Origin of the sequence: Streptococcus varani, from assembly GCF_001375655.1 — a bacterium.
Taxonomy (GTDB): domain Bacteria; phylum Bacillota; class Bacilli; order Lactobacillales; family Streptococcaceae; genus Streptococcus; species Streptococcus varani.
Genome location: NZ_CTEN01000004.1, coordinates 418,165 through 435,358, shown reverse-complemented (window position 1 = coordinate 435,358; position 17,194 = coordinate 418,165). Strand labels below are relative to the sequence as shown.

Sequence of the window (17,194 nt, the reverse complement as noted above, 5' to 3'; positions counted from 1 at the left end):
ACAACACGTTTACTTCTAAAGATACCTGGACCATTCTTCTCTTATGAGGAAAAGACAATCAGAGTGTCTATGGCATTTGATGAAGTAGTAAGTATTCTGAACCGCTACTAAACAAAAAAGCCAAGGCACTCTCTGCCTCAGCTAATAGTTATATCGCAATTACTATTATACCACAAAGGAGACAGAGAGTGAACAAGGCTAAAAAGCTCTTGAATGAGTTACAAAATCTTGATATGGACATTCAAAGCCGTATAGATGAAATCAATGAGCTTGAGGCAGGTTTGCTCTCAAGCCCCAAATGGAAGACTGACAAGGTCCAGGGCGGTCAAGCTAGACAAGTTGATGATGTCTATACTCAGTTGATTGTCATGAAAGAAGCGATAGAGCAAGATACCAATGAAGTTATTAACAGGAAACTTGAACTTGGTAGATTGATTAACAAGCTGAAAAATCCGAGAAGCAGGTCTGTTCTTAGAATGACATACATTACCAAGATGTACGTTGATGAAATTTGTGATAAGCTAGTTATCAGCAAAAGCTCTTATTACAACATGCGTAAGGCAGCTATTGAGGAGCTAAGTTTGGTTTTAGAGCATTTGGAATAATTTGGAACGCTCTAAAAAACGTTGTGTAATCTTGGTGTGCACTGTAATCATATTCTGCTAGAATGGTAGTATCAAGAAATAAGGGTAAGGCACCTATCAAGTGTCTTGCCTTTTTATGTACGAGGTATTAGATGGCAGAGCTAAGAGCAGATAAATCAGGACCACATCGTGTAGCATTTGAAAAGAATAAGCGCAGATTATTAAAGACCGACCAACTGTGCGGTATCTGTGGCAAGCCAGTTGATAAGTCGTTGAAGTATCCGCATCCACTAAGCGCAGCAATAGATCATATAGTTCCTATTTCAAAAGGTGGACATCCATCATCGATGGACAATCTTCAGCTGACACATTGGCAATGCAACCGTCAGAAGTCTGACAAGCTTTACTCAGGTCCCAAGCAAGAACCGAAGACGATTGGCAATAGAAATCTTCCACAAACTCGAGACTGGTCATCTTACGCATTTAAATAACAATGTTGACTATTTATATTAAAAAGAGTTAAACGAGCTGAGAAGAGCTAACAGGGGGCATATAGCCCCACCCATCTCACTGGCCGAGCTTCACGCCGTCACTGTACATTTTTCCACACGTTAGCATTTAGAAATGAGTAACAATGAATAAACTATGTATAATTTGTAAAAAATCATTTAAAGCAGTATCTAATAGATCTGTCTATTGTAGCGATAAATGCCGAAAAGACAGTAAAAGAGAGAAGCAACGTGTCTTGATGAAGCAAAAGCGTAAAGAGGAGCGTGAGGAAAAAGTGAAAGTTCCAAATGCTAACAAAAAACCTCAAAATAGGCCAAAGAAAATCAAAAATTTAGTGCAGCACTACAAAAAGATGAAAAAGGATATTTTGGCTAATGAAAAAGAATTTGGTTTTGTCGGCAGATATATCATAGAAGGTGTAGAAGTGCACGAAGAAAACTTTGAACAGCTAGTAACGGAAAAAATAAAGGAGCGTAAAGAAGAATGAATTATATGGGAATCGGCTATCTGAGTAGGAAACTCAGTATGTACAAGCTAGGTGTCGAGAAGCGCTATAGATATTACTCGATGGACGATAAAGACAACGTTAGAAGTATCGTTACTCCAGACTCAGTTAAACAGATGTACCGGTCGGTACTAGAATGGACCGCTAAAGGTGTTGACTCGTTAGCTGACAGGATTATCTTTAGAGAGTTTGCGGATGATGATTTCAATGCAACCGAAATTTTTCAAGCTAATAATCCTGATATATTTTTTGATACGGCAATTCAATCAGCGTTAATCGCATCGTGTTGCTTTATCTATATCATGCCAGGTACTGATGACAGCCTACCTAAAATGCAAGTCATCGAAGCGAGCAAAGCTACTGGTATATTAGACCCAACAACTTTTTTATTAACCGAGGGTTATGCGGTTTTGGAAACAGACCAAAATAACAATCCTACTTTAGAGGCTTACTTTACCAGAGATGCCATTTGGTATTATCCCAAAAGTGGTGAACCGTATTTTATTGATAATCCAACAGGGCAACCTCTTTTAGTACCTATCATACATAGACCAGATGCAGTTAGACCATTTGGTCGTAGTCGCATAACTAAAGCTGGCATGTATCATCAGAAAGCTGCTAAAAGAACATTGGAACGTGCGGAAGTCACAGCTGAGTTCTACAGCTTTCCTCAAAAGTATGTTTTGGGATTAGACCCGGAAGCTGATTCGCTGGAAACGTGGAAAGCAACAGTTTCTACTATGCTAGCTATTGCCAAAGACGAGGACAATGATAGACCAACTGTAGGCCAATTCACAACAGCGAGTATGGCTCCATTCATGGATCATTTGAAAATGTACGCCTCACTATTTGCTGGCGGTTCAGGCTTAACATTAGATGACCTTGGATTTCCAAGTGATAATCCATCATCAGTAGAAGCAATCAAAGCAGCTCATGAAAATTTACGTTCAGCAGGTCGAAAAGCGCAACGGTCATTTGCATCAGGTCTTCTGAACGTGGCATATGTTGCAGTCTGTCTTCGTGATGGATTTCCATATAGCCGAAATCTATTTATGAATACTAAAATTAAGTGGGAACCATTATTCGAAGCTGATGCTGCTATGATGTCTCTTGTTGGAGACGGAGCTATCAAACTAAATCAAGCAATTCCTGGCTTTATCGATAAAGAAGTTGTCTACGATTGGACTGGCATTAAAGGTGGGGGAAGTGACGCTCAAACTGTTGTTGAAACTAATCAGGAAAATGATAAGCAAGCCAATAGAATCATCTCAACATATGAAGTTACTTCTTTGCTTGAAAAATATCAAAAAGGAGTTGTTTCAAAAGAAAATGGAGTAAAGTTACTTGTTTCAATGGGTTATAGCAGAACAGAAGCATCACAGATGCTTGAAACCACAGAAATTAAAGTAGAGGAATGATATGAATGATGACATCTTACCAAGCTTACTAAAAGAGGTCGAGGATAAGTTTGAGGCTAGCTATGGTAAAAGCGATATTATTAACTCTGCATTTTCTGAACTGAAAAATAAAAAAGCAACATATGCTACTGCAAATGAATTCGCAATTGAGGTCGGAAACATCTTAGCAGAAGCCCTTGGTTCATCTGTGACGGGCGATAAATTGCCAGACGGTAAAATGTATTACAATATCGGTCAACGTTTGCTGAATGATGTGCTAGGTAGGAATCACGAGCTTGTTAGCAACTATGCTGGACAGGTGCAATTGGAATTAAACAAACAAGCAAATGTTGGACTAAAAGTTCAGATACCGGATATCAATCAAGATAGGATTGATGGATTTGTCAATAGGCTATCATCTGAAGAAGATTTTGACAAGGTTGCCTGGCTTTTGAAAGAACCGATTGTTAATTTTACTCAGTCAATCGTTGATGATAGCATTAGAGTCAATGCTGATTTTCACGCTAAGGCTGGAATGACACCAACCATTGAGCGTATATCAACGGGTAAGTGTTGTGATTGGTGCAATCGCCTCGCTGGTAAGTATATTTACCACGAAGAGCCACCAAATTTTTATCGTAGGCACCAGCACTGTCAATGTATTATTGACTATCACCCTAAAAATGGCAAGCGTCAGAATTCATGGTCTAAAAAATGGTCAAAAGAAACTACTGATGTGTTGGAAAAGCGCAAACAGATGAATATTGACATCAGGGATAACAATCGCAAGTCTGACATCAAAGAATATAAGGAAATAGTATCTGTTTTGGGTACAAAGGCTCCTGTTTCACTAGCTAAATTCCAAGACTTGAAGTATAATGATGGTGAAAGATATGATCAGTTAAAGGATAAAACTCATATTCAGAAGATGTTCGATTCAGGAAAATGGCTAGACAGGATTAATCCTGAAAAGCAGGCCCGTCATATTCAATCGACTACTGGGGATGGTAAAAGTTATTTCTTTGATGAAGTTGAGCCGGAGGGACTCTATAATAAATATAAACAGACTTCTAAATTTAGACGTAACAGGGGGAAAAATGAGGGAAATTACGAACTTATTGACTTGTCTAGTGATGATAAGTTAGGAAGGGATGTTTATACAGGTAAATATATCAACGGTTTTACTATTCATTACAGTAAAACTGGCGCGCATTTAATCCCAACATATCACAGGAAGGAGAATGGTGATGGAACTTAAAAAGTATCATATGGAAGATGTTGCACTGGTAGATGTTGACAACGATACATTCGTGGGAACCGCCTATTTTTGTGATAAAGATGACTATGAAACAGAGGAAGATAGCTTAGAAATGTTTATTGATGGCGAAATTACTGTTTTTTATCAGTCAGAAATCCAGTCTATCGAGGCGATTTGATGGCTAAAGATGATTATCATGTGATTGTGTATCAGATTTTAGCCTACCTCTATAACTGTTTGAAGAAGGGACTTGATGTTGATACTAAGCATTTGCAACCTCAAGGGAAATTATTTAATATCAATTCGATTTACTGGAGGTTTATCTTATTTAACCTGATGAATGATGGCTATATCGACGGTATTACGCTGACGAAGGTTTGGGGTGAGAAATACCCTCAGGTTGATGACTTGGAGAATATCGGCATTACGCCAGCAGGAATCCAATTTTTGACAGATAATAGTTTTATGGAAAAAGCCAAGGAACTATTGAAAGATACCAAGTCGATTATTCCATTCATCTAAGCATTCGAGAAATCGAGTGCTTTTCTTATGCTTAAAAAGAACGGAGTGCAGTCCAAAATCTTGACAGCAGGAAAGACTACTTGAAATTACTCAAAAATACTTAAAACCGTGTCGAATCCGAGGCGGTTTTCTTTATGCCCTATCGTATGGCTATAAACTAGGTGATGACGATTGAAAGGAAACAGTATGGTTACTAAGATTAAAACAAAACTTGGCAATCAGCGACCTACTCAATCGGTAAATTTACATTATTCTATTTCTTTAGCTCAAGAAGCGATTGATTATTACCAAAAAACTGGACTCAAGTGCTATCCATGGCAGATCTATTTAATCATGCCAATCATGGCTGTAGATGATGACCGTGTTTGGGTGCATCAAAAGTATGGCTATGCTATCCCTCGTCGGAATGGTAAAACCGAAATAATCTATATGCTAGAATTATGGGCCTTACACAACGGACTTAAAATCTTGCATACTGCTCATAGAGTTAGTACCTCGCATTCGTCATTTGAAAAACTAAAAAAATATCTTGAAATGTCTGGTTATGTTGATGGCGAAGATTTTACATCGAACAGAACCAAAGGTCAAGAAAGGATTGAGTTTAAATCAAGTGGAGCAGTTATCCAATGGAGAACAAGAACATCATCTGGTGGTCTTGGAGAGGGATTTGACCTACTTGTCATCGACGAAGCGCAGGAATATACCGCAGAGCAAGAATCAGCTCTTAAATATACGGTAACTGACAGTGATAACCCTATGACAATAATGTGTGGAACTCCTCCGACAATGGTATCAACTGGTACTGTATTCGAGGCATACCGCAAAAACGTCTTGGCTGGAAAAATTAAGTATTCTGGTTGGGCAGAGTGGTCTGTTAATGAAATGTTACCGGTCCATGATGTGGCAGCTTGGTATCTAACTAATCCATCGATGGGATTTCACTTAAACGAGCGGAAAATCGAAGCTGAGCTTGGTGAAGATGAAATTGACCATAACATTCAGCGTCTCGGTTATTGGCCAACATTCAACCAGAAATCAGTTATCTCGGAAAAAGAATGGCTTAAGCTCAAAATTGAGCAAATGCCAGAATTTGCGAGTAAACTTTTTGTTGGAATTAAGTTTGGTCAAGATGGTAACAATGTTTCTATGTCTATTTCGGCAAGAACCACGGAAAAAAAGATATTTACTGAGGCCATTGACTGCATATCAGTCAGAAACGGCACACAGTGGATTATTAATTTTTTGAAGTCAGCCGATATAGCAAAAGTAGTGGTCGATGGCGCAAGCGGTCAAGAATTGCTTGCGCAGGAAATGAGGGAGAATAAGCTAAAAGCTCCAATCTTGCCGAAAGTGTCTGAAATCATCACTGCTAACATGATGTGGGAACAAGGGATTATGCAAGAGACAATTTGTCATAGTGACCAACCCTCACTAACCGCAGTTGTAACTAACTGTGATAAGCGACAGATTGGCTCTAACGGTGGATTTGGTTATAAATCACTTTATGATGACAGAGATATTAGTTTAATGGATAGTGCCTTGCTTGCGCACTGGATTTGTTCAACGACAAAACCGAAGAGAAAGCAAAGAATCAGTTATTAAAATTGCATCTCAAAATTGAGGTGTTTTTTTGATGAAAAATTACCGAACTGCCGGGAAAGCAGGAGAAAGGACGTTAATATGTCAGATTTTAAAGCAATCACTACACAAGAGGAATTGGAATCAATTGTTAAAGCTCGTGTTGCTCGAGAGCGTGAGAAATTTAGCGATTATGACCAATTAAAAACTAAAGTAGCTGATTTTGAAGCAAAAGAAGCAAATTATCAATCAACTATTGAATCACTTAAAACCGAGAAAACGGAATTAAGCGGTCAGATTGATACTTTAAATGGCGAACTTAAGCAAACAAAGGTGCAGTCATTACGTCAACGCATGGCCACAGAATATGGCCTGCCACTTGATTTAGCAGACCGGTTACAAGGTGAAGATGAGGACTCTTTGAAAGCAGATGCAGAGAGCTTATCAGCAGTTATTAAACCACCACAACCTACGCCACCTGCTAAATCAAATGAACCAACTATTTCTGACTCAAAAGAAGTAGCACTAAAAGAAGTTGTTAGAAATTTAACCAATAAAGGAGATTAATACATATGGCTAACACATTAAAACAAGGAACATTATTCCCAGCAACACTTATCCCTGAACTTATTTCTAAAGTAAAAGGTCACTCTGTACTTGCTAAATTATCTGATCAAACCCCAATTCCGTTTAACGGAACAGAGCAATTTATCTTTAACCTAGACGGAAACGCTCAAATTGTTGGTGAAGGCGAACAAAAACAAGCTGGAGGTGCTACTTTAACTTCTAAAGTCATTAAACCTCTTAAATTTGTGTATCAAGCTCGCATTACCAATGAGTTTATGTATGCCTCTGATGAAAAGAAAATCAACTATCTTCAAACATTCGCCGATGGATTTGCCAAAAAAATTGCAGAAGCTTTTGATATCGCTGCCATTCACGGCCTCGAACCAAAAGCATTAACAGATGCATCATTTCGTGGGACTAACTCATTTGACGGAGTGATTGACGGCAATATAGTTACTTACGAGGAAGCAACGATTGATAATAACATTGAAGCCGCTGTTCAGGCTATCCGTGCGAAAGGTGGAGATGTAACAGGCCTCGCTCTCTCGCCAACCGCAGGAGGTGCTTTAGGTAAGCTTAAAGATGCGAATCGATCACACATTTTTCCGGAATTTCGTTTTGGACAAAATCCGGATTCATTTTATGGTATGAAATCAGATATCAATAAGACGTTACTGACTTCTGGTGGAACTGCGGAAAAAGACCATGTGATTGTCGGTGATTTTCAAAACATGTTTAAATGGGGTTACGCCGAAAACATTCCTATGGAAGTAATTGAGTATGGCGATCCAGATGGTGCAGGGAGAGATCTTAAAGCTTATAACGAAGTTTGTCTTCGTGCGGAAGCTTTTATTGGCTGGGGAATTTTGGACAAGGATGCGTTTGCTCGCGTCAAGGAGGCTTGATATGTCAATCTATAAGGATTCTAAAACAGGTGCTATCTTAGTAACAGATAGCGAGCTTGGTGGAGACTGGGAAGTTGTTGAGCCTGAAAAAAAGAAAAAAACGATAAAGAAGAAAGATGAGGTTGAGTAGCCTCTGGAAAGAGGGTTGTAATGGACAATTTTGCAACCACAGTCGATATTATTCTTCTTTGGAGGAAATTATCGACTGATGAACTAAAACGTGCAGAGGCACTCTTAGGAGTTGTCTCTGATACGTTACGTGTTGAAGCTAGCAAAGTTGGCAAGGATTTAGATGCTATGATAGTGTCTAATCCTGCGTTTGCTACTGTGGCTAAATCTGTGACAGTTGATATTGTCGCTAGAACATTGATGACCTCGACTCAAGGGGAGCCAATGACACAAGAGAGTCAATCAGCGCTTGGCTATACATGGTCAGGCTCTTATTTGGTCCCTGGCGGTGGATTATTTATCAAAGACAACGAGCTGAAACGACTCGGACTTAAAAAACAACGATATGGAGGGATTGAATTGTATGGGGAAGTTAAAGGGAATAACAATTACTTTGATTGATAAGGTAGTTGAAGGGAAAGACCCTTTTGGGAATCCTATCAAAGTAGATTTTGATATTGAAGTTGAAAACGTCCTTGTAGCTCCCGCAACAAGTGATGACATAACGAATCAGCTAAGCCTAACTGGCAAAAAAGCTGTTTACACCTTAGGCATACCTAAAGGCGATACTCATGACTGGAGAGATAAAGAAGTTCGCTTCTTTGGCCAAAAATTTAAAACATTTGGTTTACCACTTGAAGGGATTGAAGAGCTTATTCCGCTCGAATGGAATAAGAAAGTGATGGTAGAGCGATATGAGTAATTTTAAATTTGAGTTAAATGAGTCAGCTGTTGCTGAATTGATGAAATCATCTGAAATGCAAGAAGTCTTGACTGGTGAAGCAAGTAAAATCAAAGATAGGTGCGGAGATGGATACGAACAGGACATCTACGTCGGTAAGAATCGGGCCAATGCTATGGTTAGCGCCAAAACTCATAAAGCTAAAAAAGACAACTTAGAAAATAATACTCTGTTAAAGGCGGTGAGATGATTGATTGAAGTAATTATCAAAAAACATCTAGACGAGCACTTGGATGTCCCGTCTTTTTTTGAGCATCAGGCAAAGGAGCCTGAACGGTTCGTTATTTTAGAAAAGACTAGTGGAACTAAACGGAATCATTTATTAAGCGCCACTTTTGCTTTTCAAAGTTATGCTGAATCGTTGTACGAGGCTGCTTTGCTAAATGAAAAAGTAAAGCAGGTAGTCGAGCAACTGGATGGATTGCCACAAGTTTCAGGTGTACATCTTAATGCAGACTATAACTTTACAGATATAGCTACTAAGCGCTATCGCTATCAGGCTGTATTTGATATTAATTATTATTAAAGGAGATAGTCATGGGAAAAAATGACAATAAACATGTAACCTCTGCAAAACCTAAAGCCGGTGGAGCGATTTACTCGGCACCACTTGGTACAACTTTGCCAACAGATGCCGCCACTGGACTTGATGCCAAGTTTAAAAATTTAGGTTACGTATCTGAAGATGGCGTTACAAATGAAGATACGCGGTCATCAAAAAATATTAAAGCTTGGGGTGGGGATATTGTTGGGGCTGTTCAGACGGAAAAGGAAGATAAGTTTACTTATAAGCTGATTGAATCACTAAATGTAGAGGTTCTCAAAGAAGTTTATGGGGCTAAAAACGTAACGGGAGATCTTGACACTGGTATCCATATTAAATCTAACTCAATCGAGTTAGAAGCGCATGCTATCGTGATTGACATGATTATGGGCGGTGGAATTCTAAAACGTATTGTGCTGCCAAATGCAAAGGTAAATGAAGTATCTGAAATTAAGTATGTAGATGGTGAGGTTGTCGGTTATGAAACTAAGTTAAAATGTTTTCCGGACGAAAACGGAGATACTCATCATGAGTATCTCGTGAAACCAAAAGTTACAAGAGAGGAAGATTAATGGAAATTTTAAAAGGAAAAACAAAATCAGGATTTGAATACGAAATCCCTAAAAAACGTTTGCAGAATTTTGAGCTTGTTGAAGCTATCGCTGAAGAAGAGACGGATCCAACGGCTGTTGTTAAAGTTGTTCATTTGCTGCTAGATGATAAAGTTGCTGCTTTAAAAGAACACGTCCGAGACAAGGATGGCATTGTTGCCGTTGAAGCTATTGGAAACGAACTTAAAGATATTTTCGAAAGCCAAAAAGATTTAAAAAACTAGCATTCCTCGCTCAGATGATAGCAAAAGATGATGATGCGTTAACTTGTGATTTAACTGAAACCTATGGCATATATGATTACAGACAGCTACCTGCTTATCAGGTTGCTGTTTTCGCTGTCGGTTTGAGGTCTAATTCTCGGATAAAATTGTCTTTATCTGGAGAAAGAGAGTCAATAGATACGATTTTGCTAGCTGGTATTTACGATAATACTAATTTGCTATTTTGGTCAAAAACCAAGGATGGTCAAGATGGAGCAAACAAACCAAAATCAATAGTTGAAGCTATATCTGGATCTAAATCACAAAAATCTAATGATGTCATCTCGTTTGTATCTGGCGAGGATTTTGAAAATGCACGCAAACAATTACTAGGGGGTGATAGCTAATGGCAAGTACTGAAATTGGTAAAGCGTATGTGCAGATTGTGCCATCTGCCCGTGGAATAAGACACTCAATCTCAAAGCAACTCGATCCCGAAGCAAGGTCGGCTGGTTTGAGCGCAGGCTCGCTCATTGGTGGTAATCTCGTTAAAATGATTAGCGGTGTGGTTGCAGCGGCTGGAATCGGAAAGATGATTTCATCATCCTTGTCAGCTGGTGCCGACCTGCAACAATCCTTTGGCGGAATTGATACCCTCTACAAAGGTGCGGAACAGTCTGTAAAGGAATTTGCCAAAGAAGCCTATAAAGCTGGGATATCTGCAAATACTTATGCTGAACAAGCGGTGTCTATGGGGGCCTCACTAAAACAATCCCTTGGAGGTGATGCTGTTGCGGCTGCCAAGGCTGCTAACATGGCAATCATGGATATGGCCGACAACTCGGCTAAGATGGGTACTGATATCACATCAATCCAAATGGCTTACCAGGGATTTGCTAAGCAAAACTATACAATGCTTGATAACCTAAAACTTGGGTACGGCGGCACAAAAGAAGAGATGAAGCGTCTTTTATCAGACGCTGAAAAGTTACCTGCCGCTATGGGTAAGAAGTTTGATTTGAGTAATTATGCTGATGTTGTTGAGGCTATCCATTTGGTACAGGATAATATGGGTATAGCTGGGGTAGCTGCTGAAGAAGCAAGAACTACCTATTCTGGTTCCTTAGCTGCCATGAAGTCCTCGTTTACAAATGTACTAGCAGGTTTATCACTAGGAGATGATATAAGACCAGCTTTACAGGGATTAGCCCAGACAACTTCTAACTTTTTGTTTGGCAACTTTATTCCAATGGTGGCAAATATCTTCAAAGGATTGCCATCAGCGATTGCTACTTTTATTGGAGCAGCAGCTCCTATTATTACCAGTCAATTCCAAGAACTGATGAGTAGCCTCGGTATTAGCATTGATTTAAGCCCTATTGTTGCTAAATTTGCGCGGATTGGCCAAAATTTACAACCTATTTTTGATGGTTTAAAAACAGGTTTTGGACAGTTGCCATCATTTTTTACTAGTATTGGTAGTGCAGTTGCACCAGTAATAGATACTATTATCAGCGGATTAGCTAGATTAGATTTCAGTGGTTTTGAGTCTCTTATCTCAGCAATCTTACCAGCATTACAAGCTGGTTTTTCTAATTTCGCATCAATAGTCGGACCAGCAATTTCGGGAGTTGTCGACTCGTTTGTGGGTATGTGGAATGCGGCGCAGCCATTAATCTCAATACTAAGTGACGCCTTGATGCCAGTATTTCAAATTTTAGGTTCTTTCTTGGGCGGAGTTGTAAAAGGCGCTCTCACGGGCGTTAGCTTTGCATTTGATGCGATTAAAACAGCTATAGAATGGTTGACTCCTATTATTGATTTATTAGTGCAAGGACTTAATTTTATCCAACCCGTTCTCAGTGTCATTGCAGAGTGGATAGGTGTCGCCATCGGAATGTTCGGCAATCTAGGAACAGCTGGACAGGGTTTGAGCGCTTTTATCAAGAGTGCTTGGACTAACATTCAGACTGCAATTTCAACTGCTGGAACAATCATATCTACGGTTATTGACTACATAAAATTAGCATTCAGTGGTGCCGGTTCTGCAGTCGGCGTCCTAAAAAACATTTTCTCATTAGCCTGGATGGCAATAGGGGATGCTATTAATGTAGCTAAAAGTGTCATAAGTTCTGTTATTAACGCTATAAAATCAGCTTTCAGTAGCTTTAGCAGTCTGGTCTCTAGTGTTGGTTCAGCAGTAAACGGAGTCATTGGTTCAATTTCAAGTACAATTAGAGGATTGGCTAACATTGATATTTCAGGCGCTGGAGCAGCAATTATGGACGGTTTCTTAAATGGTTTGAAATCAGCTTGGGGAGCTGTAACAGATTTTGTTGGTGGTATCGCCAGTTGGATTGCAGAACATAAGGGTCCTATCTCATACGATAGGATTTTGCTAAAACCTGCTGGTAAAGCAATTATGTCTGGATTTAACACTAGCCTAATGTCCGGTTTCAAAGAAGTTAAATCGAACGTATCTAGTATGGCTGATGATCTTGCAGGTACTATGACAGGTAAAGGTTTATCTCTTGGAATTGACGTTGCACCTAATGTTACAGCTAATGATTTATTATCAAGCAACGGTAGTGCAAAAGCTGCCACTAGTTCAACCACAAATGAGTTATCACAATTCTTTATTAAGGTACTTGCATTATTACAAGATATTCTTGATAAAGATACAGATGTCTATCTTGACAAAGAAAAAGTAAGTGCTATTTTATACGAGGAATTCGCCAAAGTTATGGCTAGAGAGGAGACAGTGTGATACCTAAAGTTATTATTGATGGCTTCGATACCTCGATAATTCCTAATTGTGTTTTGACTGATTTTGATGAGGGGGATATTTTATCCCTACGATTCTCAGAAAATGAAGTTTATCGGATGAATGGAATAAACAGGGTATTAGAATCATATAATGAGTCGAAATTTACTCTAGTGTGGCATTTAATTAGTTTTGATGATGCAGTGAACCTAGCTAATCGTTTAGACGGTCTTGGGAAAACTATTGAATTCTGGCATATTCCGAATTCTTTTTATTATTACGATTGCCTATCAGTCAAAATCAATGCAGTAACCATTAATTCGTGGAAGGTGATACTCAAATTTGCTTTACATCCATTCAGATATGCCAAAGGTATTTCCGATATAACAATTGTAGGTAACGGTAGCATTAACAACAAAGGGAATGTTTTTAGCGAACCTAAAATTGTCGTTGAGGGCACTGGTAAGTCTACACTTACCATCGGAAAACAAGTCATGGAATTAAATTTATCTGGCAAAGCTGTAATCGAATGTAAGCATGGACATCAATGTATTTACGATGCCGGTGGACGTGTCAAAAACTCAATCAGAACAAGAGGAAGTTTTTTTGAGATACAACCCGGTACGCAAGGTATTGCTTTAGGCAGGGGTATTACTAAAGTAATCATTAGTCCGAAGTGGAGGTACAAGATTTGATCTCAATCAAAGATAATAATATACCTCTTGTGGCAGCCTTCGATGACGAGATCAGCCAAGAAGCAAACAGTGATTACAAATTAAGTTTTAAATACCCTGCTAAGCACGAGTATCGCTCTTTGATAAAAAAGGGATTAATTTTGGAAGCTGATGACCTACACGGAACTCAACTTTTTAGAATTTTTGAAATCACTAAACGTCATGGTTATATTAATGTTTATGCTAATCAAGTTGCCGACGACTTAAACGGTTATGCGATTAACTCTATCAGTGTTGACAGGGCGCTAGGCATGACTGTAATGAGCGAGCTTTCGAGTAGTATTAAACGAGAACATCCATTTAGCTTTTTTAGTGATATAGATGAGCGACATACCTTTAATCAATCAGATGTGTCTGCCATGGAAGCACTCAGCAACGGTAAACACTCAATAATGGGCCAGTGGGGCGGCGAGCTTGTACGTGATAAGTATCAGGTTAACCTGTTAAAAAAATCAGGCAAAGACACCGAAACTTTATTTATGTACAAGAAAAACCTCAAATCTTATGAAGAAACAGACACCATAAAAGGGCTTGTCTCTATCTTGCATTTGGTTGCTGAAGTTGAAGAAGATACCCCTAGCCATGATGAATCGCCGAACAGGAAGACAATTAGGGTAACTGTCGAGAGTAGGATAAAAGATATTCACCCTGTGATTATTGAAAAAAACCTCAAAGTGAGTGATCAAGACGTTAAAACAGAAGAGGACTTGCTAGAATACGGCAAGAAATATTTTGAAAAAACTCTTTGTGATATACCCGGTAATAGCTTGAAAATTGATGTTACTGGTAATTACGAGGGGAGTGTCAAATTATTTGATACAGCTATCGTCTTCCATGAAGATTATGAGCGGGATTTGCGAATGCAAATTACAGGATATAAATTTGGTCCGATAGCTAATAAGCTAAAAACAATCAGTTTTGGAGAAGTTAAAACCAATTTAGTAAAACAAATCAGCAATCAAATTGATAGTAAAGTGGCCGAAGCAGCTACTCGACATGATGCAGCCTTTGAAACTAAGCTACAAAAGCAAATGGATAATGCTAATCGTATTTTTGAAGCAAAAGAAAGAAAAATCCAGCAAGAAATTGAAGATGGCATTGAAGTAGCTAAAGCCAAAGTAGAAGTCGTCAAATCAGAACTGACCAGTCGCTTGGATAATCAGCTATTACCAGTCGCCAGTGAAGCTAAAGGGCTAGCTTTGAAAGCACAGGCTGCTTTAGTTCAATCACAGGCAGAACTTCAAGGACTTACAAGAGAACTAACCGATCATAGGCGATCAGTTTTAGCCCAAATCGCTCAAGCTAAAGCACAAGCTCTTAGCCAAGGTCAAAAACAAGCTGCCTTAATCACAAAAGTTGAAAATGATGTGTCAGGTCTAACCATAACCCTTCAAAATCTCAAGGTAGGTGGACGTAATCTTATAGCTGGAACTGATGAGACAACAATTCATCAGTCCAGTAACGAATTCTTACGAACCCCATATGACCTAGCACCTATTTTTGATAAGCAAGGACTTATGGAGTATACCTTGAGTTTTGATTTCAAAAGTCCTAAAGCAGGCAGCGTACATGTCTATATGCAAAACGGTTCAGGAGCTAAATATGCTTTTAAAAAACATCACACTATTGATGCGACGACAGACTGGCAACGGTATCATCTGACAGTGGACCCAAAGCTTGTGCGAGAAGATTTAGCTGAAAGTTATCTTGCTTTCTATGGAACTTACGGTACTGGAGTTATTCCTCATGTCCGAAAGGTCAAGCTTGAAACAGGGACTATCCCTACGGATTACTCTCGAGCAGAGGATGATTATAGAACTGACCTAGCCACTTTTAAGCAGACTGTTCATCAAGAGCTAGCTACTTTTAACCGGCTAACAGAGACTGTCAAGGGTAGGATTGATCAGGTTGAAAGCCAGAGTGAACAAACTGCTGCGGGCTTTAAAACCTCACTGAAAGCCCTTGAGACATACACTGCTTTAGAACCAACTAGAGCCAGTCGTTATTTTGAAGCCAGCAAAACGGAAACGGCAAGGCAGCTCACAGCCCTAAGGACAGAAGTTAGTGGATCTTATGTGGCTAAGTCGACCTATGAGGAGAATGCAAGGGGCGTCACAAGACGCTTTGAAAGTCTCTCGTCGGGTGGTCAGAATTATGCCTTAGCGACGGAAAAAGATGTCTATGTGACGGTCTCGTCCGATGGTCTTTTTGACCTTTATGACTTTGGTGCCACTTTGGCCGTGAAAGGTGTTTCGGTTGGCGATACAGTGGCCCTTGCCTTTAATTATTTCACCACTAATAAAACAGCCTTTGGCTCTTATGAGATTGAACTACACGGTCACAGTGGTAAGATTCAAAGGCTTGGCGAGGTAGAGCGAACGGTCTTAGACCGTGGGACTCATCAGGTCAGCTTTGTCGCAACCTATGCAAATTACTTAGGCACATCTCTTAAGATACGCTTTACAGGTAGTCAGCTAACCTTTCGTGTGACTAAGCTGCGACTGACAAAAGGCTCTATCGCAGCCGATTGGAGTCCAGCTCCAGATGATATAAAGGCCTACTCGGACCAAAAGCTGACACAATTTCGTTCGCAGTTTGAACAGACTTCTAATGAGATAAAAGCAAATGTAGAAAGTCTAAGTAACCAGACGCTCAAAAAAGCCGATGTGAGCATCACTTCTGATGGTATTGTCCTCAAGGCTGGTAAGAGCACTGGTGATATGGCAAGAGCTATTGGCTCCTCCTTTGCAGTAACCCCTGATGCTATAAGGATCTTTAGTAATCTGATAAAGGTTAGCGGGAACATGTTGGTTGATGGCTCTATCACAAGTCGAAAGTTAGTGACTGGTGCTGTAGAGACTGGTCATATTAAGGCGGGGGCTATTACAGGATTCCTCTTATCCGCAGAAGCTGTGAGCGCTAAGCACGTTAAGGTTGATCAAGCCCTCTTTACTAAGCTCTTTGCCAATGAAGCTTATGTGAGACAGCTCTTTGCCAAAACAGCCTTTATCACACAGGTTCAAGCTGTGGACATCTCAGCGAATCGGGTTAAAGGCGGTCTGTTAGCCGCTATTAATGGGGCTACAAAATTCAATCTCAATACAGGAGCCTTGGATTTCTACACGGACAGCCCAGCACTTCGTAGGGTCTTATCAGGCTATCCAACACAATTTATCCGGTTTACAACAGGTACTTCCAATGGTAAGAAGACCGGGGTCACCATTATCGGTTCTAATCGTAATGGAACGGAATCCTCTAATGATGGTGGCTTTGTAGGTGTTCGTTGTTGGAATGGTAATAACATAGACCAGATTGATATCGTTGGTGATGTCGTACGTTTAGCTTCATCTGCCTTTGACAACTCTGATGGTTGGTCTGTAAAGACTTTACCGGGGAAACTAGAGATCGATGCTCATCGCTCTAGTGATCGCCCTAGTTCAAAACTGAACATTGGCGACGTTAACTTGTTCCGAACTGCCACGAACTACACTAGCTTAAAGGACATTCTTCAACAGTTCAATATTAATTTCAAACATTTAGCCAACATCACCGGTCGTGGTGATGTTATTTCGACTTGGGAGACTATCAAATAGGAGAATACC

The 17,194-nt window shown here is 39.7% G+C and carries 21 protein-coding genes; all 21 read left to right on the top strand.

Features of this window, described 5'->3' with window-relative positions; genetic code table 11:
• Window positions 1-188: 188 nt before the first annotated feature.
• On the top strand, window positions 189-605 hold the full coding sequence (locus BN1356_RS10825; RefSeq protein WP_093651391.1) for a DUF1492 domain-containing protein: 417 nt from the start codon (window positions 189-191) through the stop codon (window positions 603-605).
• 131 nt (window positions 606-736) lie between these two features.
• Window positions 737-1,075, top strand: coding sequence for an HNH endonuclease (locus BN1356_RS10820; RefSeq protein ID WP_093651390.1), 339 nt, complete (start codon window positions 737-739; stop codon window positions 1,073-1,075).
• 143 nt (window positions 1,076-1,218) lie between these two features.
• Complete coding sequence (locus tag BN1356_RS10815) at window positions 1,219-1,581, top strand: hypothetical protein (RefSeq protein ID WP_093651389.1); 363 nt, start codon at window positions 1,219-1,221, stop codon at window positions 1,579-1,581.
• Window positions 1,578-3,017 (top strand): hypothetical protein, encoded by a 1,440-nt coding sequence (locus tag BN1356_RS10810; RefSeq protein ID WP_093651388.1) that lies wholly within the window; start codon window positions 1,578-1,580, stop codon window positions 3,015-3,017. The genes BN1356_RS10815 and BN1356_RS10810 overlap by 4 nt, the downstream gene beginning before the upstream one ends.
• Before the next feature lies 1 nt (window position 3,018).
• Window positions 3,019-4,254 carry a polymorphic toxin type 50 domain-containing protein gene (locus tag BN1356_RS10805; RefSeq protein WP_093651387.1) on the top strand — a complete coding sequence of 412 codons (1,236 nt, stop codon included), beginning with the start codon at window positions 3,019-3,021 and terminating at the stop codon, window positions 4,252-4,254.
• The gene (locus tag BN1356_RS10800; RefSeq protein WP_093651386.1) at window positions 4,244-4,432 is read left to right on the top strand and encodes a hypothetical protein; all 189 of its coding nucleotides are present in this window, start codon (window positions 4,244-4,246) and stop codon (window positions 4,430-4,432) included. The genes BN1356_RS10805 and BN1356_RS10800 overlap by 11 nt, the downstream gene beginning before the upstream one ends.
• Window positions 4,432-4,776: a YjcQ family protein gene (locus tag BN1356_RS10795; RefSeq protein WP_093651385.1), complete on the top strand. Its 345-nt coding sequence runs from the start codon at window positions 4,432-4,434 to the stop codon at window positions 4,774-4,776. Before BN1356_RS10800 ends, BN1356_RS10795 begins: the two co-directional genes overlap by 1 nt.
• A 186-nt stretch (window positions 4,777-4,962) precedes the next feature.
• On the top strand, window positions 4,963-6,378 hold the full coding sequence (locus BN1356_RS10790; RefSeq protein ID WP_093651384.1) for a DEAD/DEAH box helicase family protein: 1,416 nt from the start codon (window positions 4,963-4,965) through the stop codon (window positions 6,376-6,378).
• 78 nt (window positions 6,379-6,456) lie between these two features.
• A complete protein-coding gene (locus BN1356_RS10785) occupies window positions 6,457-6,921 on the top strand; it encodes a capsid assembly scaffolding protein Gp46 family protein (RefSeq protein ID WP_093651383.1) in 465 nt (154 codons plus the stop codon).
• A 5-nt stretch (window positions 6,922-6,926) separates the two neighbouring features.
• Window positions 6,927-7,826: a phage major capsid protein gene (locus tag BN1356_RS10780; RefSeq protein ID WP_093651382.1), complete on the top strand. Its 900-nt coding sequence runs from the start codon at window positions 6,927-6,929 to the stop codon at window positions 7,824-7,826.
• 1 nt (window position 7,827) lies between these two features.
• Complete coding sequence (locus BN1356_RS12995) at window positions 7,828-7,956, top strand: hypothetical protein (RefSeq protein WP_281175843.1); 129 nt, start codon at window positions 7,828-7,830, stop codon at window positions 7,954-7,956.
• A gap of 20 nt (window positions 7,957-7,976) precedes the next feature.
• Window positions 7,977-8,396, top strand: coding sequence for a phage Gp19/Gp15/Gp42 family protein (locus BN1356_RS10775; RefSeq protein ID WP_093651381.1), 420 nt, complete (start codon window positions 7,977-7,979; stop codon window positions 8,394-8,396).
• Window positions 8,359-8,697, top strand: coding sequence for a hypothetical protein (locus BN1356_RS10770; RefSeq protein ID WP_093651380.1), 339 nt, complete (start codon window positions 8,359-8,361; stop codon window positions 8,695-8,697). Before BN1356_RS10775 ends, BN1356_RS10770 begins: the two co-directional genes overlap by 38 nt.
• Window positions 8,690-8,926 carry a hypothetical protein gene (locus tag BN1356_RS10765; RefSeq protein WP_093651379.1) on the top strand — a complete coding sequence of 79 codons (237 nt, stop codon included), beginning with the start codon at window positions 8,690-8,692 and terminating at the stop codon, window positions 8,924-8,926. Before BN1356_RS10770 ends, BN1356_RS10765 begins: the two co-directional genes overlap by 8 nt.
• The gene (locus BN1356_RS10760; RefSeq protein ID WP_093651378.1) at window positions 8,927-9,262 is read left to right on the top strand and encodes a hypothetical protein; all 336 of its coding nucleotides are present in this window, start codon (window positions 8,927-8,929) and stop codon (window positions 9,260-9,262) included.
• Window positions 9,263-9,273: 11 nt separating this feature from the next.
• Entirely contained in the window at window positions 9,274-9,852 is a 579-nt protein-coding gene (locus BN1356_RS10755) for a phage tail tube protein (RefSeq protein WP_093651377.1), read from the top strand.
• Window positions 9,852-10,115, top strand: coding sequence for a hypothetical protein (locus tag BN1356_RS10750; protein WP_093651376.1), 264 nt, complete (start codon window positions 9,852-9,854; stop codon window positions 10,113-10,115). The genes BN1356_RS10755 and BN1356_RS10750 overlap by 1 nt, the downstream gene beginning before the upstream one ends.
• A 14-nt stretch (window positions 10,116-10,129) precedes the next feature.
• A complete protein-coding gene (locus BN1356_RS10745; protein WP_093651375.1) occupies window positions 10,130-10,501 on the top strand; it encodes a DUF5361 domain-containing protein in 372 nt (123 codons plus the stop codon).
• On the top strand, window positions 10,501-12,861 hold the full coding sequence (locus BN1356_RS10740; protein ID WP_093651374.1) for a phage tail protein: 2,361 nt from the start codon (window positions 10,501-10,503) through the stop codon (window positions 12,859-12,861). Before BN1356_RS10745 ends, BN1356_RS10740 begins: the two co-directional genes overlap by 1 nt.
• A complete protein-coding gene (locus tag BN1356_RS10735; RefSeq protein ID WP_093651373.1) occupies window positions 12,858-13,553 on the top strand; it encodes a hypothetical protein in 696 nt (231 codons plus the stop codon). The genes BN1356_RS10740 and BN1356_RS10735 overlap by 4 nt, the downstream gene beginning before the upstream one ends.
• A complete protein-coding gene (locus BN1356_RS13135) occupies window positions 13,550-17,185 on the top strand; it encodes a phage tail spike protein (protein WP_093651372.1) in 3,636 nt (1,211 codons plus the stop codon). The genes BN1356_RS10735 and BN1356_RS13135 overlap by 4 nt, the downstream gene beginning before the upstream one ends.
• Window positions 17,186-17,194 lie beyond the last annotated feature (9 nt).